Genomic DNA, 23797 nt, shown 5'->3' with positions numbered 1-23797 from the left:
ATATCCCAAACTACTGTGAACATAAAACCTGTTGTAATCATTTATTATCCAATTCCTTATACTTTCCTCTGGCTTCTTCAATGCTTCCAAACTCATTGAGCCATATCAGTTCCTCTTTGATTGTCCGCATTACCCTTTCTGTATCTGCATTGCCTTTGGGATTATCATAAGAGGTAAATATCTGTTCAATTCCAAACAATGACATATCCCTCATGAAGGATGTTGAAGTTGGCTGACTGCCATTGTCACTCACAAGTTTTAATTCATTACCCCTTACTCCCTCTGGAAACTCTCTCTGGATGGCTAAATCCATAGCTTCACGCCACTCCAAACTCCTGCTCCTTAAAGATAAATTCCAGCCTACTATTTTCTTCGTATACCAGTCAAGCACTACTACAAGATATACCCAACCAATTGAGAGTATGATAAATTTCGTCATATCTATTCCCCAGATCTGTTTCGGTCTAACAGCTTTCGGTTTTCTCTGGCTAACTTTTCTTTTTGCCTTATGTACTGTTTGTGTTGCTAGTAATTCATTTTCCTTCATGATTTTCCTTACAGTCTTGTGATTTATTAAAAATCCTTCCCTGTGCCTTAACCAAGCTGTTACTCTCCTGTAACCCCAAAAGGGGGTTTAAGAGATTTTTTATCTTTAAATCTCTTTTTCTTGTTTATTTTCTTTTTCCTATCTATTAAGTTGCCTGTTCTTCCATTTATAGTTATCTTTGGTTTTGAATAATCGTTTTGTAGTCTATTTTCTTCTTTTAGCATCTTTATTATCTTTCCAATTGTAGAAGCTGATATTTTTGGTATGTTTATTTGTGATTTTAGATAGTTTTGGTAGTTTAGTTCTTTTTTTGGTTTGTAGTTATTTTTTAGAGATAGTATATCTTTGTTAGATTGTTTGTATTTTTTAATCTATCTGTAGATGTTAGATTTAGAGACTTTGTAAACTTCTACTGCAAGTCTTACAGAGTTTTTAAGGGCAAATTCAACGACTGTGAGTCTAAATAATATTTCTGAGTGTTTAGAGATTAAATCATCGTTTTCTTTAATTGTTTTGAGTAGTTTTCTTTCTAATGATTTTATTTTTTGTATGTACATTTTAGATTTTATTCTTTATATTTTCCTATTTTTCTTTTAACTTGTGCAACTCGTTATTTAATTTTTTCCAATTCCATCTATAAAACCCTTAATTTGAGCACTTATTATAAACTTATTACCGCGAATGTAATATTGAACAAATTTAATAGGTCTAGATGCAGTTAGTAGTAATAGACTTATTAATTTCTTTGACAAAGCTAATTTCGATATTATAAACTTCACCCTATTTCTCATCATCCAGTATGCTGAAAATTCACTTATCTCTTCTTCTCCAGAGCTTGCTCCAACTTTATGCCAAATTTCAGATGATTTTACGTGATACAATTTATATCCAGATTTCCAAACTCTATATGAATAGTCTAAATCTTCCACATACATAAAATAAGATTCATCAAGCAAACCAACTTTTTGAAGTATGAATTTTGGAATTAGAACAAAGCAAAAGGTTATAAAAATTACTTCCTCTACTTTGGGTTCATTTTTTATTTCATGCAAATATTTACCCATGTTTAAATGTTTAGTTCTACCAATCCATTCGTTAAAATGACCTCCATCGTACCAAATTTTCTGTGGGTCATGGTAGTAAAAAATCCTTCCACTATATATAGCTTTATCTCCATATTTTTTCTTTATGTTCATTAGTTCTGATATGGAATTTTTTCTTACTACTGTGTCATTGTTTAAAAGTATAATACTATCAAAATCACCTTTGGACAATACATACTTTATTGCTATATTATTTCCTCCAGCAAATCCTAAGTTGTGTCTACTTTGTATAAACACTATAGGGTACTTAGAAGTTATCTCTGGTGGTATAGAGTTCACAAGTCTATTCTCTAATTCAAGGTTCCCTCCTTTTTCAGCTTCTTCTTTAAAGTAAAAAACATATGGAATAGGTTTTGGAAGTGGTGGAAAAGTTAAACCTCTAAGTGTAATTGCGGGATTAACCCAAACATCAAGCTTTCCTTCAGCCCATGCCTTCAGATATTCCATAGAATTATTCGGGGATTTATTATCTACCACAATCACTTGATAATTTGGATAGTCATTTCTCAAAACGCTTTCTAAGCATTCAATAGTATCTGTCCAATTATTATAGTTAAGTATAACTATATAAACCTTAGGGTACTTCATTTCTAACGATAATTTAATTTTCACAAAACTTCTTTAACTCGTGTTTCCAATCTGGGATATCGGTTCCTAAGATTTTGCTCAATTTTTCATTGCTCATTACAGACCATTTAGGTCTTTTAGCGGGAAGGTTAAAATCGGCTTGAAGTGCAGGGTAGATAAGTTTTTTTATACCCTTTAATGTTAAATACTCTTTTGCCCATTCATAACGGGAAGCATATCCAGAATTTGTTAGATGATATAAACCAGTTAATCCCATATCTAAAGCTTTGAGAGTAACTTCTACAATCGTTCTTGTAGAGGTTGGAACTGAAAATTCGTCCACCACTATTTTTATGATTTCATGATCTTTTGCCCATTGTTCTAACTTATAAAGAAAATTTTGCGCCCCTGCGCCATAAACCCAACTTGTACGAAAAATTAGATAATTGTCCAAGAAATCTTGTAAAAGGGTTTCACCGTAGAGTTTACTTTTTGCATACTCATTTAAGGGATTAGGGTCATCTTCTTCTGTATAAAATCCCTGTTTCGTTCCGTCAAAAACATAATCTGTAGAATAATGGACAAGCCTTGCCTTAATTTCTGATGCACAGTTAGCTAAATTGTAAACTCCTATAGTGTTAATTTTATAGGCAAGATAAGTCTCTTTTTCTGCTAAATCCACATGATTGTAGGCTGAACAATTTATAATTATATCTGGTTTTACTGCCTTAATTGTTTGATAAACCACTACAAAATTAGAAACATCAAGCTCTTTCTTAGAAAAAGCAATAAAATCAAAACCTTTCTCTTTAATATAAGCAATAAATTCTCTCCCAAGCTGTCCTTGCGCTCCAGTAATTATCAACTTCATTTTTTATAAACTTTCAGCCAAAAATCTCTAAGTTCTTCAACCTTCTTTTCAAGCCAATCCATGTGATTGAAATACCATTCCACTGTAAGGGAGAGTCCTGTTTCAAAATCAACTTTTGTACTCCAACCAAGAGCCCTTTTTATCTTGCTTGAATCCAAGGCATACCTATAATCATGGCCTGGCCTATCTACTACGAACTCAATTAAACATTCAGGCTTTCCAAGAAGCTTAAGTATAGCTTTTACCACTTCTATATTTCTTTTTTCTGTCTCACTCGAGATATTATAAACTTCACCCGGTTTACCCTTTTCTAAGATAACTAAAATTGCCTCTACGCAATCGGATACATAAAACCATTCTCTTACATTTTGCCCAGTGCCGTATATTGGTATGGGCTCATCTTTTAAAGCCTTTGCTATAACTAAAGGAATTAATTTTTCTGGATACTGCCAAGGTCCGTAGTTGTTAGACGGACGAACTGTAATTACAGGTAGCCCATAACTTCTAAAATAGGCTCTACCAAGCATATCTTGTGCAGCCTTACTAACCGAGTAAGGTGAATTTGGCTTAAGCGGTGATTCCTCTGTAAATTTTCCAGTATCTCCGAGCTCTCCATATACCTCATCAGTTGATATATTAATAAATCTTTTTATCTTAAAGTTTTTAGATAACTCAAGCAAATTTAATGTACCTTCAATGTTTGTCTGAATAAAAGCTTTGGGTTGAAGAAGGCTCCTATCTACATGGCTTTCAGCTGCAAAATGGATCACACATTCGGGCTTTTCCCGCTCAAACACTTGTTGAAGTTCGGAATAATTTCTAATATCTACTTTATAGAAAGTTATTTTATCTATCACTTCTCTTAATCTTTCCAAGTCGCCTGCATAGGTAAGAATATCTACTACTGCGACATCATACCCTTTTTTCACTGCCTGCCTAACAAATTCACTTCCAATAAAACCTGCTCCTCCTGTGACAAGCAACTTCATTTTCCACTCCTATAGTAAAAATTCATCTCAGCATCTTCTAATCTCGGTAAAGTAGAATCTTTGTGAGAAAGAAGAGGTTCCCTTACAGGCCAAGAAATATTTAAAGTTGGATCATTCCAAATTATTCCTCTATCTAACTCAGGCGCATATTCGTTGGTAGTTAAGTATATTATCTCACAATCTTCAAGAGCAACAAAACCATGAGCAAAACCTGGCGGAATCCATAGGAGGTGTTTATTCTTTTCTGATAGTTCTACAGCAACCCATTTACTAAACCAAGGCGAGCCTTTCCTTAAATCTACGGCAACATCCCATATTTTGCCTTTTATACACCATACAAGCTTTCCTTGAGCCTTTGGTTCAAGTTGAAAATGAAGACCTCTAAGAACTCCTTTTTTGGACTTAGAGTGATTAACTTGATAAAAAGGTAAATCTATCCCAGCTTTTGCAAATTCAGAAGCTTTATAAATTTCTAAAAAAAATCCTCTTTCATCTTCAAAAACCTTTGGCTTAATTAATAAAACATCAGGAATTTCAAGTTTAAAAAAGTCAAAAGGCATAACTATTCTACTCCTCTGCTAACTTCTTTAAATACTTGCCGTAGCCAGTTTTACTTAATGATTTGGCTATTTTAAGGAGGGTATCTTTATCAATCCAACCATTTCTGAAGGCAATTTCTTCAATACATGCTATCATAAGCCCGGTTCTTCTTTCGATGGTTGCTACAAACTCGCCTGCTTCCAGTAGACTATCGTGAGTTCCAGCATCAAACCATGCAAAACCTCTTCCCAAAAGACTCACTTTTAAAGTACCTTCTTTTAGATACTCTTCAAGAAGGGAGGTTATTTCATATTCTCCTCGATGGGAAAGTTTAACTTTTTTCACTTTTTCTGAAACGGTGGCATCAAACATGTAAACACCGATTATAGCGTAGTTTGATTTTGGATGCTCTGGTTTTTCCTCTATACTTAGAACTCTACCATCTTGGTCAAATTCAACGGTACCGTATCTATGAGGGTCTGGCACATGATAAGCAAAAACATAGGCTCCGCCTTTTTTCATCAAATGCTCCTTTGCCTTCTCTAATGTAATTGGCAAAGTGTGCCCATACAGTATATTATCTCCCAGTACCACCATTAAAGGACTGTCCTTAAACCCAGGGCATTCACAAGCTTTCATTATAGCATGAGATAGTCCAAGGGGCTTATCTTGTTCAACATAATTTAAATTTAATTGAAGAGCTTCAGCATTTTTAAAAAGATACTTAAACATATCCTTTTCATGAGGATTTACTACTAAAGCTATGTCTCTTATACCTGCAAGCATCAGTAATGATAACGAATAATAAATCATGAGTTTGTTGTAAATGGGAAGTAAATGTTTGTTGACAGCTAATGTTATCGGATAAAGTCTTGTCCCAGAACCACCAGCTAATAATATTCCTTTCATGTTGCATATTAGCCTATTATCGTCATTATATAACTCTGTTTCCCTTTACTTTAACTTTGCTTGAAAATACATATATAAACTATTTCCTTTCCGTTTTCCTACATACATCAAAGCAAAGGGTAAAAGTAGAAGGTTTCGTAGGTACTTTAGTATAAGAAGAAAGAGGGCAACCCCTTTGTTGGCTCCCGCAGAAGGGAGGTCTTCAACCGCATAAGCTAAGGCTTTTCTCTTATCGCCAAGGGCTTTGGCTTTAAGTTTTCTTTTTATGCCATCTAAGTTGCCAAAGACCTTCTTTTCAAGATAGGGAAAAAGCTCTTTAAAAGGAAAATCAAGTCTATGGACTTCTACATCTCTGAAACTGCAAAGAGTTAAAGCCTTCTCAAGAGAAGATTTGGAAAAACGTAAGAAATGATGAGGGGGGTAGTCTCCATAAAAATATCGCCAATCAATTTCTGTAAAAAGTCTCTCCCTATTCGGTACGCTTCCAGCGATGTAGCCACCATCTTTTAGTAGCCCTTTGACCATCTGTAAAAACTCTCTTGGCTTGTCCTGATGCTCAAGCACCTCAAAAAAGGTTATTACGTCAAACTTTAGATTGTTCTTTTTGGCATACTCGTAAAAATCTTCAAGGCTCATGGCAAAAACTGTGTCTATGCCTAAGCTTTTCCTTACGTTTTCTACAGACTTCTTATCAAAGTCTATACCCCAAACCTCAAAACCATGCTCTTTGGCATGCCTGATGAACCTTCCATCTCCACATCCCACATCCAAAAGCATTCCTTTTACTTCCTTTGGAAAGTATTTAAAAAAGGCTTTATGGTTGTCGTTAAGGCTTACTCCTGCAACTTCGTGAAAGACGGTGTAACACTCAAACACTTCGCTTTCGTAAAACTCTGGGATAATCTTTAAGGGCTCCCACCAGTGAAGGTTGCAGTTTGGACATTCGTAGCGCTTGTATTCTTGGTTGTTGTAAGGGGAAATATAAATATCTTTAAATGCTTCTTTTTCTACTTCTGTCTCACAAATTGGACACTTTGTTTTTTCTCCCATTTTTATTACCTCGTTAAAGTTTTTTATTGTTTATATATAACATCAAATAACTTAACATACAAAGAAAAAAGTAAGCAAAAAAAGTACCTAAACAAATCCCTTTTATTCCAAGCTTATAAATTACTACAAAAAAATAATTTAAAACTCCATTTGCAAGAACTCCAATGAGAGCTATAAAAAATATGGGCTTTAGCCAGTTTAAAACCTGAAATGCACGGTAAAGAATAGGCCAAATAAACATAAAAGCAAGACTTAGGACATAATATTGTACTGCTTCCGCAGTAAAATTAACATCTGTCATGGTAAACTTCCCGTATCCCAAAAAAATTAATACAATAGACTTTCCAAAAAAGAAAAAAACTATCATAAAAGGAAAGCTGATTAAAAATGAAGTCTTTATGTAAAGTTTTATTTTTTCCATTGATGCCTTTACTTCGGAGAGGGCTGTAATAGCCATGTGTTCAAGTTTGATTATTCCCCTTGGTATGGAAGCAACTAATAAACCGTATGTTAATGCAGAAACTCCCTTCTCCCCCACCAAAGAGGCAAAGGCTCTGTCAACGAGAATATAAAGATGGAAAACTCCATAAAGAGCAGATAGATAGAAAAAATGCTTTAATATTAAGTTCACCTTCTCATCTTGGTATAATTTAAGATGAATAAATTCTTTAGCTCTAAAAAGCAAAAAAATAGTTGCTAAAACTTGAGATATTGAAAGAGAAATAGGGATTACTTTAAAATCGTGAAAAAAATAAAGACCTAAGGCTATAAAGACAAAGCTTGAAACAGAAAAAATTAGCTCTCCTATAAAATATTCTGTAAACCTCCGAAGACTTCTTAAAAGTGCCCCAAAGTGATGAAAGATAAAACTAAAATATAAATAAGGAAGGAGAAGAAAATAGGAAAATCCTAAATAATCTTTGGCTTCCTTGCTAAAGCCTATGGGAATATGTTTCGCGAGAGGATAGAATAAAATTGAAAGAACTAAGATTGAAGTAGCAAGGATTAACGTAAAGGTAAGTAAAAGGGCAGATAATTTTTTAAACTCATCATCATTTTTAAGCCGTGCTTCAACCAAATTCGGCACTCCAATGGAATCAAACACATCGGCAAATATAAGAAAAATTCCAATCAAAGATAAAGCCATGAAGACCGCATCGGTTTGATAGTTAAAGCCAAGAAGAAAGGCAATAGCCAAATGTTTTAGATAACCTGCAAACCTTGCAAGAATGTTTAAAAAAGAAGACCTTATGAGGGCATATCTTATTGCCTCTGGCTTTGAGTTTAATTTAAAAAGATTGGTAATAAAAGCCTTAAGATTCTCCACCATAAAAATACTCACATCTTACAATATCATCCTCATCAATTTATTCTTCATTCTGAGATGCCTTTTGAGGTGAGACTTGCTTATTGACATTCCAAGTCAATAAGAAACATACCACTTATAAGTCTTCCTTAAAAAATAAATCCTGAAAGGATTTATTCCTTTTTGCCTAAGTGATGAAACTATATTGTCTTGTATTAATCCAACTGGACTGTGACATAAAAAACCTGCTATTTATTCACTTCACCAACAGTAATCATGTCTTTTATTTTTTCAAATTTTGCATTGCCTATGCCTTTTACCTTCTTTATCTCTTCTATATTTTTGAATTTACCGTTTACCTCCCTGTATTCAACAATCCTCTCTGCAAGCACTGCCCCAATACCTGGCAACTTCATGAGCTCTTTTGCAGTAGCAGTATTTATGTCTATCTTTTCACCTCCATAAACAACAAAAGGCACGCTCAATAATAACACCGCCAGAGATAATACCAATGCCTTTTTCATGACTGACCTCCTATTTATTTTTTCCTCTTTCACTTTCCTTCACGCATGACTTCAAGGGCTTCGATTCTACTTTCGTGCTCTTTAAGTCTGCCTGATATTATAGTCTTTTCTTCATAGAGATCTTTTAAAATCTTTATCATTGTATCATTTTGCCTTGCTATATAATCAAAGTCATAAAACCTTAATTTGCTCTTTATATCTCTCACTTCCTGCTCTAATTCAAAAATGTAGAGTCTTACACCTTCTCTAATTTTCTCAATCGTTGAGCTTAAACGGCTTTCAAATTCAAGGAAATCTTCTTTTGTTGCAAAAGCCTTGAGGTCTTCCTTTGTTACCATCTCCTGCCTTATGGCTTTAAGTTCCTCTCCAATCGTCTCTTTAATTAATTTTGCTAAAAGTTGCTCATCCATAAAAACCCTCCTTTTTTCCGTAGCGTTGTAATAAATTCTATCACATTGCTGAAGATTCTGGAACATTTTTTATCTAATTCAGTCTGGACTCTTAGCCTCTGGTAAAACTCTATCCTTATTGATTCTGGCTTTGAGTTTAATTTAAAAAGATTGGTAATAAAAGCCTTAAGATTCTCCACCATAAAAATACTCACATCTTACAATATCATCCTCATCAATTTATTCTTCATTCTGATTTGGAAGAGAAGCACTGAACATTTCGAATTATGCCATGAACTTCATAGCCTTTTGAAAGCAGAAATTCTGCTAAGTATGAGCCATCTTGTCCTGTAATCCCTGTGATTAAAGTTTTTTTATATTTTTTTCTCCGTTCCAATAACTTTTCCCAATGCTCCGCCTCCTCAGTTACATAAGCATAAAAGCAAATGTAACCGAACAGGATAAAAATTAAGCCAGTTCTACTTCAGAGGCTTCTATTTTAACGCTCACTGCCCTCTGAAGTATATCTATCTTAATAATAAGATAATGCTTTTTTTCTTTGCTCTTAAGTATCCCTGTTACTCCCTCAAGAGCCCCTCTTTTTATTCGTACTATCTGACCTTCTTTTAGATAGGGATAGGGGTCTATTTCTTTTTTGTTTTCTATTGCCATTTTTAATGGAATTATCTGTTCTTCAGGCACAACCTCAGGTTCTCCATTGGTATTTTTTATAAAACAAACAACTCCGGGTGTTTTAAGCACACTTAATATCAAATCATAGCTTTTTGCAATTTTAACAAAAAGATATCCCGGAAAAAGAGGGAATTTAACAAGCTTTTTTCTGTCCTTCCATCTTCTAAGCCTTTCAACGGCAGGTAAAAATGCTTCTATCCCAAGATTTGAAAGCCTTTCAAAAACCTTAAACTCATGCCGTGATTTTACATATATACAATACCAGTTTAAAGTTAATTCTGCCATAAATAGTATATCTTTGCATCTATATTTTTTAACTGAGCAATCTCTTTCTCATCAAAGGTTGTTACAAGCACCGCATCAAAATCTATCTTTTTTATTTCATCTTTTGTATATAATCTGTAGTTAAAATTTTTATTATTTTCTTCGTTCAGACTGACTATTCCTACAATTGTAATTGGAAGTCCCTTCGATGAAATTATACAGAGTTCTGCCAGCTCGCTATTGCCCCATAAAATAATTTTGTTTATTCCTGATTCCATCATTGTGTTATATGTCTGGTCAATTTTTTGTTTAATCTCTCTGAAATAATTAAAAGACCTTGCCATGTAATTACAGGTAAGACGGGCTTTTTCTATGAATCCCTTTGGTGTAAGAATATACTTTATTCTTTTGCCATCAAGATTTTTAATCTTTATGCATCCCTTTTTATAAAGTCTTTTTATGTATGAGTTTGTAAGCCCAAGGGCTATACCAAGCTTTGATGCAAGGTCTCTCTGGGTAATTGTAGGGTTTTCATGGATGTGTTCAAGAATTCGCATTGATATTTCATCAGATGGATTTGTTTTGTTCATGTTTAGAACAATAACATTAAAGACTGTTGAATGTCAAGTGCTTTCATCGCCATCCTTAAATTGTTGATTAAAGAAAAATTGTCTTTTGCTAATCCTGTTATTTCGATGGGTTCAATGTCAAGAGGCGTTGTCCTGAGGCGAAGCCGAAAGGTCTCATAAAAAAGAATAAGATTCTTCGGGCTAAAGCCCTCAGAATAACAACATTCGGAGGGGATTCTTCACTACGCTATCGCTTCGTTCAGAATGACTCTTTTATTGTCACCCTGAGGCAAAGCCGAAGGGTCTCATAAAAAAGAATAAGATTCTTCGGGCTAAAGCTCTCAGAATGACAGCATTCGGAGGGGATTCTTCACTACGCTATCGCTTCGTTCAGAATGACAGGGAGGCGGATGAGATTCTTCTGGTTAATGCCTTTATAATTAAAGGATCATCCAGAATATAAATTTCTATCGGTAAATTCAGATTTATAATTCATAAGAGTGATATATCTTTATATTTTTCTCTTCTGCATACTTTCTTATCTGCGGATGGGATATGTAGGTTACATAAAGAAGTATAGGCTCTTTGCCTATGTGTCTTTTTAGTTTCTCCACTTTTTTAAGAAAATCATCGATGCCTCTCTTCTTAAGCTGGCTCTTTGCTTCTCCTACAATTACATATTCTTTTCCATTTTTTCTACCTTCACCAAAGATATTTACTTCTATATAGTTGTTTTTGCTAATCTCTATAAAGTCTCTTTTAAGTCTGCCTACTACTTCTACTCCAAAATCCTGTTTAAGTAGCTTTGGAAGTGACTTCATTGCCTCATCTTCAAGACGATATCCAACAGTATGACTAAGTCCACCAAGTTCTTCTTTTATTTTAACCTGTTCCTGTGTAAGTCTCTGTATTGCCTGCTCTGTCTTTTTCTGTGCTTCAATAAGTTCCTGAACTGTTACCTCAAGCCTTGTTAGTCGTTCCTCTGACCTCTTCTGCGCCTCCGCAAGCTCATTAACCCTCTGCTCTGTCTTTTTCTGTGCTTCAATAAGTTCCTGAACTGTTACCTCAAGCCTTGTTAACCTCTCTTCTGCCTTTTTCTGCGCCTCCGCAAGTTCCTGAACTGTTATCTCAAGCCTTGTTAGCCTCTCTTCTGCCTTTTTCTGCGCCTCCGCAAGTTCCTGAACTGTTATCTCAAGCCTTGTTAGTCGTTCCTCTGACCTCTTCTGCGCCTCCGCAAGCTCTAAAAGTGTCTGCTCAGTTCTTTTTTGGGCTTCAATAAGTTCTGTTACGACCTTTTTAAGCTCATCAAAATCAGCCTTTTTTACAGTATCTGCTATTTCTTCTCTGAATATTTCAAAGGCTTTAACAAGAGGCCATCTAAGCTCCTCAGGAAGATTATCTATTGCTTCAATATAGCTTTTCATGAAATAATCATATCAAAAATAAAGCCTTATTTTCAATAAATTTTAGGGAGAAAGTATAAGATACAAATAAATTGTCCACTAAAATAAAAAATGCTATACTATAAATTATGTTTAAAAAATTTCTCATAATCCTCTTTCTATTATTACTATCTGCCTGTGTTTCTGAGCAAAGAATTATCCAATCAAACGAATCTGATTTTCATAAGGAAATCGGCTTTGCCTATTACATCGAAAGAAATTATCAGCTTGCCTATGCAGAATTTCACAAGGCTTTACAGATTGACCCTAATAATAAAGATGCCCTTCATGGATTAGCCCTTGTTCATATGGAGTTTCAGGAATATGAAAGGGCAAGGGATTTATTTTTAAGAACCCTTTCAATTGATTCAAATTATGCTGATGCATGGTTTAATCTAGGACTTTGTTATCAAAAACTAAATATGCATGAAGAGGCAATCAATGCTTTTAGCAAAGCTTTAAGTAATCCCCTTTTTATTACCCAAGACAAAGCTTACTTTGGTCAGGGATTATCATATTACAGACTTGGTAAATATGAAGAAGCAAAAAATTCCCTTGACAAAGCAATTAAAAGAAATGTTCTCCTTATACAAGCTCATTTTTATATTGCATTAACCTATCAAAAATTAGGTCAATATTCTGAAGCTTCAAAAATTCTAAAAAGTGCCATCAGGCTTGATGCAAACTATAAGGGTGATTTGAATAAATTTTCAACGGATTTAAAAGAATCAATTAAAACTGAGCAAAGTAACATGCCAAAGGAAGACATTCTTGACCTTCTTGAAATTCTAAAATACTAAAATGGCAAAGGGTAAAATAGTAAAAGCAGCAGGAGCTATTTCTTTAGCAACTTCTTTTAGTAGAATTCTTGGATATATTAAAGACATGATTCTTGCTAAGTATTTTGGGGCTACTGGCTTAAGTGATGTTTTCTTCGTAGCCTTCCGCATTCCAAATCTACTGAGGGAGCTTTTTGCTGAAGGATCAATGTCCTCTGCAGTTATTCCTGTTTTAAAGGAATCTCAAGTAAAAAATGGAGTAGAAGAAACGAAAAAAATTATAAAAAGTCTATTTACTTTCATAATTCTCGTAGTAGGAATAATAACTCTCTTAGGAATCATATTTAGTCCAGTAGTTGTAAGTTTTATTGCTCCAGGGTTCATAAGCAATCCAGAAAAGTTTGAACTTACTGTATTACTCACAAAAATAATGTTTCCCTTTTTACTTTTTATAAGTCTTGCTGCCCTTACAATGGGAGTACTTAACACTAATAATGTATTTTTTATTCCAGCTCTTGCTCCTTGTTTTCTCAATATAGCTATAATCATACTTGTTATAGGATTCAGTTCCTTTTTTTTTAATCCCATAATTTCTGTTGCAGTCGGTGTTACCTTAGGAGGAATTCTTCAATGGGTCATTCAGATTCCATCTTTTTATAAAAAGGGATTTAAGTTTGGCATAGCTCAGTATCATCCAGCTTTAAAAAAGATTGCCATTCTTATTATTCCTACAACTTTATCAATGGCAGTAAATCAAATAAATATTTTTGTAAGTACCATAATAGCAAGCTTTCTTCCAGAGGGAAGTGTTACTTATCTCTATTATTCAATGAGGCTTATACAGCTTCCGATTGGTATATTTGGAGTAGCTGTTGGAATGGCTGTGCTGCCAACATTTTCTGGACACGTAGCAGAAGGTAAAAGGGATTTACTTAATAAAGATTTCACTTTTGCCTTGAAATTTTTATTTTTCCTGACAATCCCATCAACATTAGGACTCATTATGCTAAAAGAGCCAATTGTAAATACATTATTTCAAAGAGGTGCCTTTGATCTCAATGCAACATTAAATACTGCAAGTGCTTTATTGTTTTATAGTCTTGGAATCATTGGAACTGTTGGTTCAAGAACAATTACAGCAACCTTTTATTCTATTCAGGATACAAAAACTCCTGTTATATGTGCAACAACTGGTATGTTGATAAATATAGGAGTATCTCTTCTTTTGATGAATTCCCTTAAGCATAATGGATTAGCCCTTGCTTACTCTATGGCTGCAACTACACAATTTTTTATGCTTGGAATTTTTATAAAAAGAAAAATCCCAGAAATTTCATTTCCCTCTATTTTACCTTCCTTTATCAAAAGTACAGCGGCATCTATTTTTAGTATTGGAATTGCTAAATTGATTTGCCAGATTAATCCAGAACTCTGGGTACACAGTGAAAAAATGCTTTTAAAATTTCTGTGGCTTGGATTTGCAATTGCTGTTGCTGTAATTCTCTATTTTATCTTCTGCTATTTGATGAAACATGAAGAACTAAGTTATATTTTAAGAAAGATAAGGAGGTCATAATGAATTTAAAAAAATTCGAAGTTGGTCCATTGTTTGTAAACTGCTATATCCTTTACGATAAAGATACAAAAGAGGCAATTGTAATAGACCCAGGGGATGAACCAGATTTAATTTTAGATTTTGTTAAAGAAGAAGGTTTGTCTGTAAAATACATTATATGCACTCACGGACATTTTGACCACATTGGTGCAGTAAAGGAAATCAAAGAAGAGACCGGTGCAAAAATAATACTCCATGAAAAAGACCTTGAAATATATAGAAATTCACCTCATGTAGCAGTCCAATTTTTTGGAATAGAGATTGACCCCCAGCCCGAACCAGATAAACTCATTAAAGACGAAGAATTATTAACAATTGGAGATATTAATTTAAAATTTATCCATACTCCTGGTCATTCTCCAGGAAGTATTTCAATTTACACTGATGGATATATATTTACTGGTGATACCCTCTTTGCTGGTTCAGTTGGAAGAACAGACTTGATAGGAGGTAGTATGCAGGCATTACTTAATTCCTTACAAAAAATTGCATCTTTACCTCATGAAACTATAGTTTTACCTGGACATGGTCCAAAAACTAAAATTGGCATAGAAAGAAAAACAAATCCCTACTACCATGAAATTTTTTAAAGTATTAATTTTTTTGATACTTATTTTTTCTATTTCTTGTAGCAAAACAAAGGAAGAAAATATAAAAACTGAATCAGAGAAACTTTCAGGAAAACCAGTTATTATTGGTATCCTCTCGGAAGACTCGCCTCAAGTTATATATGAAAAATTTTATCCTCTCCAAAAATATATAGAAAAAAGCCTAAAAAAACCAGTATCAATTGAAATTGCAAGGGATTTTAATGATTTAGAAAAGAAAATCAAAGATAACATATTAAATCTTCTTATTGTTGACCCTGCTACATACTGTGAACTTAAATGGTCTATGAAAAATAATATTTTACCATTAGTTAAGCCAGAGGGTGGAATAGCTGAAACAAGAAGTGTTTTTATAACAAAGGAAGGTAAAAATATAGATAAAATTTTTGATTCTCTCGGCAAAAAACTCGCATTGGGAGATGAAAAATCATCATTCAGTTATCTAATTCCCCTTTCCATGTTAAAGGATGTTGATATATCCCTGAAAGATTTTAAATCTGTTGATATGTTACAAAAGGAGCAAAGGATTGCTCTTTCGGTACTTATCGGCGATTATGATATTGGAGCAGTAAGTGAATTAACAGCTAATAAATATTTGAAGGATGGACTTAAAATAATAAGATATTCTGAACCAACTCCAAGATTTTTAATTGCTCATTTAAATAATATTGAAAGAGACGAAATTGAAAAAATAAAATCTTATCTGCTTGCTCAATTAGACAAGGAAGTTCTGAAATCCTTAGACATTGAAAAATTCTCCTATGCGGAAGACAGAGACTTTGATTACATAAGGGTGCTCATAAGAAATATAAAAGGAAAAGATTATATTGAGTACACTCCAAAAACAATAAAAGTTGCTATTCTTCCTCTTTATAGCCCCCTTACAATATATAAAAGATATGACCCTCTAATGAGATATTTATCTGAGAAAACTGGTTACGAGTTTAAACTTGTTATTCCAAAAAATTTTGAAGAATTTATTCAAATTGTAAGTGAAGGAAAAGTAGATTTTTCCTATCAAAATCCCTATGTTTTTTCAATTGTATCAAAAAGATATCCAGTAAAAGCCCTTGCTATAACAATTGGTGAGGATTGCACCCAAGAAGAAGGTATATGCGGAGATGAACGATTTAGGGGAATTATTATAACAAGAAAGGATAGCAATATAAATAAAATAGAAGACCTTAAAGGTAAAAAAATAATGATTGTCTCACCCACTTCTGCAGGTGGTTTTTTATCCCAAAAAATTTATCTTGAAAAAAAAGGTTTTAATTTAACACGGGATTTTAAACTCATAGATGCAAAAAGGCAGGAAAAGGTCATTATAGGTGTTTACAAAGGTGAAGCAGATGCAGGGTTTATAAGAGAGGCGGCGTTAAGTGTGTGGTCAGATGAAGTAGATATATCAAAAATAAAGATTCTTGATTACGGAGAATATCTTCCAAACTGGCCCTTTTCAGTGGTTAGAAACAGAAATCAGGAACTAACAGCGAAAGTTAAAGAAATAATCACAAATTTAGAGCCTGATATACTAAAAAAAGCAAAGATTAAAGGATTCAAAGAGGTTACTGATAAGGATGTTGCAACACTTAAAAAGCTCAGTAACAAATAAATTTTTAATTAAAATAAAAAGAATAAGCATTGGAAGAAAAATTTTTCTTTCATTTTTAATTCTCTTTATAATTCTTATAGTGGCTGTTAATTTATTGATACTTAATTATCAAAAAAAATCCCTCAAAAACCAGATTAATGAGAATATATCAACAGTCCTTGAAAATCTATCAAAGGATGCTATAGACCATATTGTACTTTTTGATCCTCTGGCAATTGATGAAAAAATAACTTTAATTATGAATAATCCCGGGATTGAATATATAATGATAGCTGATAAAAATGGTAGAATCATCGGACATAGCAGTAAAAAAGAGTTGGGGAATTCTATAAAATTTGATAAAAATACTCTTAAAAAATGGCAATATGTTGACCATGAAGGGATATGGCATTTAAATATTCCAATTATGGCTGGTGATACCTTTATCGGAGTTTTGAGATCTGGGATTTCTGAAAATAAAATAGATCAACATATTACAGAGGTAACAAAAAATCTAAAAAACTACATTTTTATTCTCAGCTTATTAGCCTTTGGCGTTACTGTTTTTATGTCCTTTATGCTTTCAAAAACCCTCATAAAACCTTTACAAAGACTTAAGAATAAAATGTCCCATATTCAAGCAGACAGACTTGAAATTTGTCAAAATCCTTCTATTGTACTTTGTAAAGACATTCTTTCTTGTAATAAAACTGAATGCCCTGCCTATGGCAAGGAAAGATGTTGGTTAATAAGAGAGGCAAAGGAAAATTGTAAACAATGCCATAGTATTGATTGCAATGACTGTTATGTTTATAAAATTTCCTGTGGCGATGAAATAGGATATCTAATTGAAACCTTTAATGAGATGATATTAAAACTTAAAAATTCTCTTGAAGAACTTGATAAAGCTACAAAGGAAAAACTGCGACTTGAAAAATCCTCGGCAATGGCTGAAATGGCTATGACTGTTGCCCATGAAATAAAAAATCCTCTTAATGCAATCAAGGCATCAACAGCATACATAAAATCAAATTTTGAAGGCGAGGTTTTAAAAGAATTTCTATCAATCATTGACAAAGAAACTGAAAGATTAAATGAATTAATAACCAGTTTTCTCTCCTATGCAAGGCCAATCCCTTTAAAATACGAAAAGGCTAATGTAAACAAATCCCTTACAGAAGTAATCAAACTTATCGAAACAGAAGTAAAAGAGGACGGTAAAATATTAAAAACAGAATTTGATGAAAAAATCCCAGAATTTTATTTTGACAATCATCAATTAAAACAGGCAATTCTTAATCTTTTGGTTAATGCAATGGATGCTACAAACAGGGGGGATACAATTTCAATTACAACATCTAAGAAAGACAGTAAAGTATTAATAAAAATATCTGATACAGGAACGGGTATTCCCGATGAGCTTTTAAATAAAATTTTCGAACCCTTTTTTACTACTAAAACAACTGGCTCAGGATTAGGTCTTGCCTGTGTTGAAAGAATCATCAAAGACCATGATGGTAATATAATTGTTAATAGTAAAAAAGGTGTGGGAACAGAGTTTATAATAGAATTACCTCTTAAACTTTAAGAATATATGGCAAAAATACTTTATATAGACGATGAAATAAGCGCTTTGAAGGCTATTTCTGCTATTTTAAAAAAAGCAGGCTTTGATGTTCTTACTGCCACAACCGCTGAAGAGGGAATTTCCCTCTTAAAAGAAACATCTGTTGATTGCCTTCTTCTTGATTATCGTCTTCCTCAGATGGACGGAATTGAATTACTAAAATGGCTAAAATACAATGGAATTAATATCCCGACAGTAATGCTTACCGCCTATGGCACAATAGAAAAAGCAGTTGAAGCAATGAAATTAGGTGCCTATCACTATTTAATAAAACCTGTTGATACTGAACTTTTAATAAATGTTTTAAAGGAGGCTATTGAAAAATCATCAATTCTTTTTAAAGAAAAGGAAAAAGTATACAGTCCTTTCCCTGAAATTATCGGAAAAAGTAAGGCAATGCAAGAAGTTTTCTACATAATGGAGATGGTTGCTGAAAGTAATGCAAATGTATTGGTTACAGGAGAGTCTGGCACAGGTAAAGAACTTGTTGCAAGGGCAATTCATAAAAAATCTTTGAGAAATACAAAACCTTTTGTTATCGTTGATTGCACAACCATTCCTGAAAATCTTCTTGAATCAGAACTTTTTGGACATGAAAAGGGAGCCTTCACAGGTGCTGTGGAAAGAAAAACCGGACTCTTTGAAATTGCCAATGAAGGAACAGTATTTCTTGATGAAATTGGTGAACTACCAATGTCCTTACAAAAAAAACTTTTAAGATTTTTACAGGAAAGGGAAATTCAAAGAATAGGTAGCACTGCACGAATAAAGGTTGATGTGCGCGTTATATCTGCAACAAATCGTGACCTTGAAAAATTAGTACAAGAAGGCACATTCAGAGAAGACCTTTACTGGAGACTTAATGTTGTAAGAATTAATCTTCCTCCATTAAGGGAACGTAAAGAAGACATACCCTTGCTTGTTAACCATTTTTTGAATAAATATTCAAAGGAAAATAATAAACCAATTCCACAACTTGAACCTGAAGTTATGGATACCTTAATAAATTATGAGTGGAGTGGAAATGTTCGGGAACTTGCAAATGTTATAGAGAGAGCTATAGTACTTTCTCCTTCTGGTATTATCTCAATGAAACATCTACCAAAAAGAATAATAGAAAAAACAGGTTGGACATTATATAAAGAAAGTAGTTTGAACCTATTAGAAGTTGAAAAATCTTTAATTCTTAGAGCATTAAATTCAACAGGCTGGAATCAAACAAAGGCTGCTCAGGTCTTAGGAATTTCTAGAAAACAGCTTCGCACAAAAATGAAACATCATGGACTTCTTAATGGTTCAATAGAAGATGAATAAAAAGGGTATGGGAGAAATCTCCCATACCCTTTTAAGGAGGGTGGGGCTGGGGGGAGGTAAGCTTTTTAGTTATACCTTAAAGTATTCAACGCTCTCATCAAGAGTTTTTGTTTCTGCATATAGTTTCGTTGCAATTTCTCTTACAGCCTCTATCATTTTAACTGTAGCATTAACATTTTCTTTTATGGTTTCCATGTTCTGTGCAATCTCTTCACTTGTGGCAGAAAGCTCTTCTGTTGCTACAGCAATTCTCTGAATCATATCCATTGCACCTGCTGTGGCAGAGACTATCTCTTCTAAGGCTTTCATGGCATCATTGGCAAGAGAGACTCCTCCCTCTGCCTTTTTACTACTTTGATTCATCGCATTAACAGAGGCATCAGATTTTGTCTGTATATTCCTTATTTTTTCTGCAATTTCCTCTGTAGCTTTTGCAGTTCTTTCAGCCAATTTACGTACCTCATCGGCAACTACCGCAAAGCCACGGCCTTGCTCACCTGCCCTTGCTGCCTCAATTGCTGCATTTAAGGCAAGGAGATTTGTTTGATCCGCAATGTCTTTAATCGTTAATACAATCTCTCCAATCTCCTGAGAACTAACCCCAAGTTCTTCAATTGTGTTTGCAGCTGATTTAATAGAACTGGCAATTTCAATCATTGCATTGGCAGCTTTTTCTACTGCGGATTTCCCTTTTTGAGCAGTTTCATTTGCCTGTTTGGCAGAATCTGAGGCAGAAGCAGCATTTTTTGCTACATCAATTATTGTCTGTGATATCTGGGTTGATGCTGATGCCATGTGATCAATTCTTGAGAGTTGTTCTTTGGAGTTTTTCTCTAATCTGTCTGTCTCAATTGAAAGAGAACTAACTATATTATTTATATTTTTTACTACATTTCTGATTTTACCGATAGTACTCTTTAAACTTCCAACAATTCTTTGATAAATATCTCCAATTAAATCACAGGCTTCTGATTTTTCATCTCTGAGGTCACCCTGTTCAAGTTTTGTAAAACAGGATAAAGCTGAAGACATGCTTTTTTCATATGATTTATAGGAGTAAAAAAGCAAAGCACTTAAACCGGCAAGGGAAATTAAAAGCACAGATGAATAAATTATGGAGTTTCTCTTTCTTACACTTGAAACTTCCTGATTTAATCTCTCAAATTCCTTTTTATGATTTTCCGTCAACTTAAAAATTAAATCTTTTATCTCTCGCCAGAGCTTTGTCTCTTCAATAATTTTTTGCACTGCCTCATCTTTCTTGCCTTCAACAGCAAGTTGTTGGATTTCCATTTTCTTTGCATGGTCTAACTGCCATAACTGGGCTATTTTCTTTAACTCTGCTTGAAATTCTCCTGTTGTAAGTTTAATTGCCTCTTCATTGGATTTAATAAATTCCTGATGGGCCTTTTGATAATTTTTCTTTGCCTGTTCATCCTTTGGATTAATAAATACATTCCTCGTTGCCTGTCCTGTCTGAAGTCCCTGAGCATACATATCATTGAGAGCAATAAGAATATTTAAATCCCTTTTTGTAAGGCTCTCAACCCTTTCCTGAAATCCCTTTTCATTAAAATAGGAAAGAATAAAAAGCCCTGCAAGAACAACTAAAATCATGAGATTAATAAACTGAAGCAATCTTTTAATGTTCATTATTTGTTTCCTCCATTTATAAAAAATTTTAATAATATTATAACAAAATTAAATTAGGAAATAACCCTGTAATCAGCAAAACACCTGTTGAAACCATTGCAATATATCGGTTTATAGCATTGCTTTCTAAAAGTGTAACATTGCCTATCTGTTCACTATACATGTAAAAAACGATCCTTAAGTAATAAAAAGCAGACATTATACTCATTAAAAGTCCCAAAAATACAAGTCCTCCATATCCTGCCATAAATAGATTTTTAAAAATATTAAACTTTACTATAAATCCAGCTGTTGGTGGAATTCCAGTTAGTGAAAAAAGAATCACTGTCATTGATAGGGCAAGGAGAGAACTAATTTTATTTAGACCATTAAAACTGTAAATATTCTCACCATTTTTGATGCTCATTATTACTGCAAAGGCTCCTATGTTCATGAATAAATAAATAATCAAATAGGGTATAATGGATCTGAGCAATGCCTCATCTATGAGTAAAAAAGCCATAAAGATATAACCTGCATGGGCAATAGAAGAGTAAGCAAACATTCTTTTTAAATCCCTTTGTCTTAATGCAAGAATATTTCCAACAATCATAGAAAGTGATGAAAGTATTATTATGAGTCCTGAGGAAGCAACATTTTCAGCACCACTCAAAAATATTTTTACAAGGGCAACAAAGACTGCTATTTTAGGAGCTGTTGAAAAAAGAGCTGTTACCGAAGTTGGTGCTCCCTGATAAACATCTGGTGACCATGCATGAAAGGGTACTAATGAAAGTTTAAAGGCAAAGGATGCAAGAAGGAATATTAAACTTAACAGAACAGTAACGTTTTTAAACTCCACTGTTTTAAAGGCATCAAAGGAAGTAGTTCCTGTAACAGCATAAAAGAAAGCTATTGAAGCAAGAAGAAGAATTGATGAAAGTGTTCCGAGTATAAAATATTTCATACCTGATTCAACGCTTCTTCTGTCCTCTCTGAAAAATCCTGCAAGTACATAAAGGGAAAGGGAGAAAGTCTCAAGAGAAAGATAAAGTAAAAGCAAATCATTTGATAGCACCATTAAATTCATTCCAAAGAATGAGATTGTTAGCAGAAATACAAATTCTGCAAATCTCTCTGTTCTTCCTTTGATTTCCCCATAGGCAAGCAAAAGTATAAAAAAGCCAGTCATTAAAAGTAAAAATCTAAAAATATTGACAATCTTGTCAGTTTTAATCAATCCACCTATCATTTCACCTGAAGAAGACGAAAAAATCAGCAATGATATAGGTAATAGAAAAGTGAGAATTCCAATGAAAAAAATCTCGTTATCATTTCTCCTTAAAACGCCATAAATAAAACTTGCTATAGATAGAATCAGCATTATCATTTCAGGCATTAAAATACTGTACTGGCTCATCCTTTACCTCCAAAGGTCAGTAAAAGCTCTTTAAATCCACCTAAGATAAATTCTGGATTTAAGCCAAAATAAAGGGCAATAAAGAAATTAAAAACAAAAATTAAAAATTCCCATGAACCTATATCAAGGATTTTTGCACTATAATCACCTCCTGGTTTTCTGAGGAACACTCTATAGAAAAACCATGAAAGATAAACTACTCCAATAGCAACTCCAATAACTCCGAGAAATCCAAAAAGAATATTGTTTTTGAAAATTCCGCTAAGAAGCAGTAATTCTCCGTTGAAATAATTAAGTCCAGGGAAACCACCCATTGCCATTACAAAGGCAAAGGTAAAAAAGGTCAAAACAGGTACTCTTTTTGCAAGCTGTCCAAACTTTTCTGAATCATAGGTACCAGTATCTCTGTGCATTAAATCGGCTATGTAGAAAAAGGTGGCTGCAAGCACACCATGATTAATGCTTTGTAGCAAAGCTCCCTGATAACCATAAATATTTCCCGTTAAAGCACCAGCTGTAATTATACCAACATGGCTTAAACTCATATAGGCAAACAATGCTTTTAAATCTCTTTCTGACAGGGCAAGAAATGCAGCATAAATAAAGGAAATCAAACAAAGCAGTACAATCCATTGACCTGTATTTATCAAAACATCTGAAAAGGCTGGAACAATCCTGAGAATACCATATATTCCCATTTTACCAAGAACAGCAGAGAGAAAAATTGTAACAGGCATGGGTGATTCATAATAGGCATCCCGAAGCCATCCATGAAAGGGAACAACAGGAATCTTTACCAGAAAACCCAATAAAAAGCCAACGAAAAGAAGAGTTTTTGCCTGAATACTCAAATTCATTGAATAAAGCCTTTCAAATTCAAAGCCTCCACCATAAATATAAACAGCAATTATTGAAATAAAAAGAAAAATACTAAAACCAAAGGTGTATATAAGAAATTTAATGGCTGCTTCACGGGCTTTACTTCCACCCCATCTCTGAATTAGTAAAACTGAAGGAATGAGCATTGCTTCGTAGAAAAAGAAAAACTGAAGAAAATTTGTGGAAATAAAAAAGGCATTAACAGAGGAAGAAAGAATTAAAAATAAAGTTAGATAGGATTGTAACTTATCCTTTATTGTTTTAAGAGATAGCAAAATCACAATCAGGGAGATAAAACTTGTAAGAAGAACAAAGGGAGCATTGACTCTATCAAGTCCAGTTGAAAAATATAGATTCCACTGAGGAATCCATGAAAAAAGAGTAACAAACTGAAATCCCTCAATATTCCGTTCAAGCTGAAGATAAATAGACAAAGTCACAAAAAAAGCAATTGATACTGAAAACAAAGCAATTAACTTTGAAATTTCCCGATTTTTAAGAATAAATATCAAAAGAGCACCTAAAAGAGGAATTAAAAATATAAATGATGACTCAATCATCTCGTCTCC

General features: G+C 33.6%; 23 protein-coding genes and 2 pseudogenes. 6 read left to right on the top strand and 19 right to left on the bottom strand.

Annotated features, from left to right (window positions below; translation table 11 throughout):
• Positions 1 to 37: 37 nt before the first annotated feature.
• The 16 genes and pseudogenes from QI155_RS03730 to QI155_RS03655 all read right to left on the bottom strand — a co-directional run bounded on the left by QI155_RS03730 (position 38) and on the right by QI155_RS03655 (position 11745).
• Positions 38 to 439: a DDE-type integrase/transposase/recombinase gene (locus QI155_RS03730; protein ID WP_348650816.1), complete on the bottom strand. Its 402-nt coding sequence runs from the start codon at positions 437 to 439 to the stop codon at positions 38 to 40.
• Between the two features lie 167 nt (positions 440 to 606).
• Positions 607 to 771 (bottom strand): hypothetical protein, encoded by a 165-nt coding sequence (locus tag QI155_RS03725; protein ID WP_159426690.1) that lies wholly within the window; start codon positions 769 to 771, stop codon positions 607 to 609.
• Between the two features lie 147 nt (positions 772 to 918).
• The gene (locus QI155_RS03720; RefSeq protein WP_068861163.1) at positions 919 to 1104 is read right to left on the bottom strand and encodes a hypothetical protein; all 186 of its coding nucleotides are present in this window, start codon (positions 1102 to 1104) and stop codon (positions 919 to 921) included.
• A gap of 57 nt (positions 1105 to 1161) precedes the next feature.
• A complete protein-coding gene (locus QI155_RS03715; protein WP_348650827.1) occupies positions 1162 to 2238 on the bottom strand; it encodes a glycosyltransferase family 2 protein in 1077 nt (358 codons plus the stop codon).
• Positions 2239 to 2251: 13 nt separating this feature from the next.
• Entirely contained in the window at positions 2252 to 3088 is an 837-nt protein-coding gene (gene rfbD / locus QI155_RS03710; RefSeq protein ID WP_281321130.1) for a dTDP-4-dehydrorhamnose reductase, read from the bottom strand.
• Positions 3085 to 4077 (bottom strand): dTDP-glucose 4,6-dehydratase, encoded by a 993-nt coding sequence (gene rfbB, locus QI155_RS03705; RefSeq protein ID WP_281321129.1) that lies wholly within the window; start codon positions 4075 to 4077, stop codon positions 3085 to 3087. The genes rfbD and rfbB overlap by 4 nt, the downstream gene beginning before the upstream one ends.
• Positions 4074 to 4637: a dTDP-4-dehydrorhamnose 3,5-epimerase gene (gene rfbC / locus QI155_RS03700; RefSeq protein ID WP_281321128.1), complete on the bottom strand. Its 564-nt coding sequence runs from the start codon at positions 4635 to 4637 to the stop codon at positions 4074 to 4076. The genes rfbB and rfbC overlap by 4 nt, the downstream gene beginning before the upstream one ends.
• Before the next feature lie 7 nt (positions 4638 to 4644).
• Positions 4645 to 5526 carry a glucose-1-phosphate thymidylyltransferase RfbA gene (rfbA, locus tag QI155_RS03695; protein ID WP_281321127.1) on the bottom strand — a complete coding sequence of 294 codons (882 nt, stop codon included), beginning with the start codon at positions 5524 to 5526 and terminating at the stop codon, positions 4645 to 4647.
• Positions 5527 to 5571: 45 nt separating this feature from the next.
• Entirely contained in the window at positions 5572 to 6576 is a 1005-nt protein-coding gene (locus QI155_RS03690; protein WP_281321126.1) for a class I SAM-dependent methyltransferase, read from the bottom strand.
• 13 nt (positions 6577 to 6589) lie between these two features.
• Positions 6590 to 7906, bottom strand: coding sequence for a lipid II flippase MurJ (locus QI155_RS03685; protein ID WP_068861648.1), 1317 nt, complete (start codon positions 7904 to 7906; stop codon positions 6590 to 6592).
• 224 nt (positions 7907 to 8130) lie between these two features.
• Positions 8131 to 8337 (bottom strand): annotated as a pseudogene (locus QI155_RS03680) (helix-hairpin-helix domain-containing protein); the annotation flags it as partial.
• A 98-nt stretch (positions 8338 to 8435) separates the two neighbouring features.
• Positions 8436 to 8816 carry a hypothetical protein gene (locus QI155_RS03675; protein ID WP_068861650.1) on the bottom strand — a complete coding sequence of 127 codons (381 nt, stop codon included), beginning with the start codon at positions 8814 to 8816 and terminating at the stop codon, positions 8436 to 8438.
• A 235-nt stretch (positions 8817 to 9051) separates the two neighbouring features.
• A pseudogene (locus QI155_RS03670) lies at positions 9052 to 9192 on the bottom strand (GDP-mannose 4,6-dehydratase); the annotation flags it as partial.
• 71 nt (positions 9193 to 9263) lie between these two features.
• Entirely contained in the window at positions 9264 to 9773 is a 510-nt protein-coding gene (locus QI155_RS03665) for a UpxY family transcription antiterminator (RefSeq protein WP_281321124.1), read from the bottom strand.
• Positions 9761 to 10342 (bottom strand): winged helix-turn-helix transcriptional regulator, encoded by a 582-nt coding sequence (locus tag QI155_RS03660; RefSeq protein ID WP_068861653.1) that lies wholly within the window; start codon positions 10340 to 10342, stop codon positions 9761 to 9763. The genes QI155_RS03665 and QI155_RS03660 overlap by 13 nt, the downstream gene beginning before the upstream one ends.
• A 464-nt stretch (positions 10343 to 10806) precedes the next feature.
• Positions 10807 to 11745, bottom strand: coding sequence for a hypothetical protein (locus QI155_RS03655; protein ID WP_281321123.1), 939 nt, complete (start codon positions 11743 to 11745; stop codon positions 10807 to 10809).
• Between the two features lie 107 nt (positions 11746 to 11852).
• Between QI155_RS03655 and QI155_RS03650 the strand changes: the two genes are divergently transcribed.
• The 6 genes from QI155_RS03650 to QI155_RS03625 are packed head-to-tail and all read left to right on the top strand — an operon-like array spanning position 11853 to position 19297.
• A complete protein-coding gene (locus QI155_RS03650) occupies positions 11853 to 12563 on the top strand; it encodes a tetratricopeptide repeat protein (RefSeq protein WP_281321122.1) in 711 nt (236 codons plus the stop codon).
• Between the two features lies 1 nt (position 12564).
• Positions 12565 to 14118, top strand: coding sequence for a murein biosynthesis integral membrane protein MurJ (gene murJ / locus QI155_RS03645; protein ID WP_281321121.1), 1554 nt, complete (start codon positions 12565 to 12567; stop codon positions 14116 to 14118).
• On the top strand, positions 14118 to 14747 hold the full coding sequence (locus tag QI155_RS03640) for an MBL fold metallo-hydrolase (RefSeq protein ID WP_068861657.1): 630 nt from the start codon (positions 14118 to 14120) through the stop codon (positions 14745 to 14747). The genes murJ and QI155_RS03640 overlap by 1 nt, the downstream gene beginning before the upstream one ends.
• 13 nt (positions 14748 to 14760) lie before the next feature.
• Entirely contained in the window at positions 14761 to 16377 is a 1617-nt protein-coding gene (gene phnD / locus QI155_RS03635) for a phosphate/phosphite/phosphonate ABC transporter substrate-binding protein (RefSeq protein ID WP_281321120.1), read from the top strand.
• The gene (locus QI155_RS03630; protein WP_254045443.1) at positions 16343 to 17944 is read left to right on the top strand and encodes an ATP-binding protein; all 1602 of its coding nucleotides are present in this window, start codon (positions 16343 to 16345) and stop codon (positions 17942 to 17944) included. The genes phnD and QI155_RS03630 overlap by 35 nt, the downstream gene beginning before the upstream one ends.
• A 6-nt stretch (positions 17945 to 17950) precedes the next feature.
• Positions 17951 to 19297: a sigma-54 dependent transcriptional regulator gene (locus QI155_RS03625; RefSeq protein ID WP_068859742.1), complete on the top strand. Its 1347-nt coding sequence runs from the start codon at positions 17951 to 17953 to the stop codon at positions 19295 to 19297.
• Between the two features lie 69 nt (positions 19298 to 19366).
• On the opposite strand, the gene QI155_RS03620 is transcribed toward QI155_RS03625, so the two are convergent.
• From QI155_RS03620 to QI155_RS03610, 3 genes are read right to left on the bottom strand one after another with little or no spacing between them, the layout of a single operon-like run.
• Entirely contained in the window at positions 19367 to 20950 is a 1584-nt protein-coding gene (locus QI155_RS03620; RefSeq protein WP_068859740.1) for a methyl-accepting chemotaxis protein, read from the bottom strand.
• Positions 20951 to 20987: 37 nt separating this feature from the next.
• Positions 20988 to 22349 (bottom strand): NADH-quinone oxidoreductase subunit N, encoded by a 1362-nt coding sequence (locus QI155_RS03615; RefSeq protein ID WP_068859739.1) that lies wholly within the window; start codon positions 22347 to 22349, stop codon positions 20988 to 20990.
• Positions 22346 to 23788, bottom strand: coding sequence for an NADH-quinone oxidoreductase subunit M (locus tag QI155_RS03610; RefSeq protein WP_068859738.1), 1443 nt, complete (start codon positions 23786 to 23788; stop codon positions 22346 to 22348). Before QI155_RS03610 ends, QI155_RS03615 begins: the two co-directional genes overlap by 4 nt.
• Positions 23789 to 23797: the final 9 nt, after the last annotated feature.

Origin of the sequence: Thermodesulfovibrio sp. 1176 (assembly GCF_029946585.1) — a bacterium.
Lineage (GTDB): Bacteria > Nitrospirota > Thermodesulfovibrionia > Thermodesulfovibrionales > Thermodesulfovibrionaceae > Thermodesulfovibrio.
Note: the sequence above shows the minus strand (reverse complement) of the source record. Positions and strands in the feature narration are given on the sequence as shown.

What these genes read in the sequence shown, in the direction of transcription:
- QI155_RS03650 (WP_281321122.1), top strand. Translation starts at nt 11,853, where the DNA reads ATGTTTAAAAAATTTCTCATAATCCTCTTTCTATTATTACTATCTGCC.
- QI155_RS03725 (WP_159426690.1), bottom strand. Translation starts at nt 771, where the DNA reads ATGCTAAAAGAAGAAAATAGACTACAAAACGATTATTCAAAACCAAAG.
- QI155_RS03715 (WP_348650827.1), bottom strand. Translation starts at nt 2,238, where the DNA reads ATGAAGTACCCTAAGGTTTATATAGTTATACTTAACTATAATAATTGG.
- QI155_RS03630 (WP_254045443.1), top strand. Translation starts at nt 16,343, where the DNA reads ATGTTGCAACACTTAAAAAGCTCAGTAACAAATAAATTTTTAATTAAA.
- rfbD (WP_281321130.1), bottom strand. Translation starts at nt 3,088, where the DNA reads ATGAAGTTGATAATTACTGGAGCGCAAGGACAGCTTGGGAGAGAATTT.
- QI155_RS03615 (WP_068859739.1), bottom strand. Translation starts at nt 22,349, where the DNA reads ATGAGCCAGTACAGTATTTTAATGCCTGAAATGATAATGCTGATTCTA.
- rfbC (WP_281321128.1), bottom strand. Translation starts at nt 4,637, where the DNA reads ATGCCTTTTGACTTTTTTAAACTTGAAATTCCTGATGTTTTATTAATT.
- murJ (WP_281321121.1), top strand. Translation starts at nt 12,565, where the DNA reads ATGGCAAAGGGTAAAATAGTAAAAGCAGCAGGAGCTATTTCTTTAGCA.
- QI155_RS03610 (WP_068859738.1), bottom strand. Translation starts at nt 23,788, where the DNA reads ATGATTGAGTCATCATTTATATTTTTAATTCCTCTTTTAGGTGCTCTT.
- QI155_RS03730 (WP_348650816.1), bottom strand. Translation starts at nt 439, where the DNA reads ATGACGAAATTTATCATACTCTCAATTGGTTGGGTATATCTTGTAGTA.
- QI155_RS03685 (WP_068861648.1), bottom strand. Translation starts at nt 7,906, where the DNA reads ATGGTGGAGAATCTTAAGGCTTTTATTACCAATCTTTTTAAATTAAAC.
- QI155_RS03625 (WP_068859742.1), top strand. Translation starts at nt 17,951, where the DNA reads ATGGCAAAAATACTTTATATAGACGATGAAATAAGCGCTTTGAAGGCT.
- QI155_RS03720 (WP_068861163.1), bottom strand. Translation starts at nt 1,104, where the DNA reads ATGTACATACAAAAAATAAAATCATTAGAAAGAAAACTACTCAAAACA.
- QI155_RS03675 (WP_068861650.1), bottom strand. Translation starts at nt 8,816, where the DNA reads ATGGATGAGCAACTTTTAGCAAAATTAATTAAAGAGACGATTGGAGAG.
- QI155_RS03690 (WP_281321126.1), bottom strand. Translation starts at nt 6,576, where the DNA reads ATGGGAGAAAAAACAAAGTGTCCAATTTGTGAGACAGAAGTAGAAAAA.
- QI155_RS03665 (WP_281321124.1), bottom strand. Translation starts at nt 9,773, where the DNA reads ATGGCAGAATTAACTTTAAACTGGTATTGTATATATGTAAAATCACGG.
- QI155_RS03640 (WP_068861657.1), top strand. Translation starts at nt 14,118, where the DNA reads ATGAATTTAAAAAAATTCGAAGTTGGTCCATTGTTTGTAAACTGCTAT.
- QI155_RS03620 (WP_068859740.1), bottom strand. Translation starts at nt 20,950, where the DNA reads ATGAACATTAAAAGATTGCTTCAGTTTATTAATCTCATGATTTTAGTT.
- rfbB (WP_281321129.1), bottom strand. Translation starts at nt 4,077, where the DNA reads ATGAAGTTGCTTGTCACAGGAGGAGCAGGTTTTATTGGAAGTGAATTT.
- QI155_RS03655 (WP_281321123.1), bottom strand. Translation starts at nt 11,745, where the DNA reads ATGAAAAGCTATATTGAAGCAATAGATAATCTTCCTGAGGAGCTTAGA.
- rfbA (WP_281321127.1), bottom strand. Translation starts at nt 5,526, where the DNA reads ATGAAAGGAATATTATTAGCTGGTGGTTCTGGGACAAGACTTTATCCG.
- QI155_RS03660 (WP_068861653.1), bottom strand. Translation starts at nt 10,342, where the DNA reads ATGAACAAAACAAATCCATCTGATGAAATATCAATGCGAATTCTTGAA.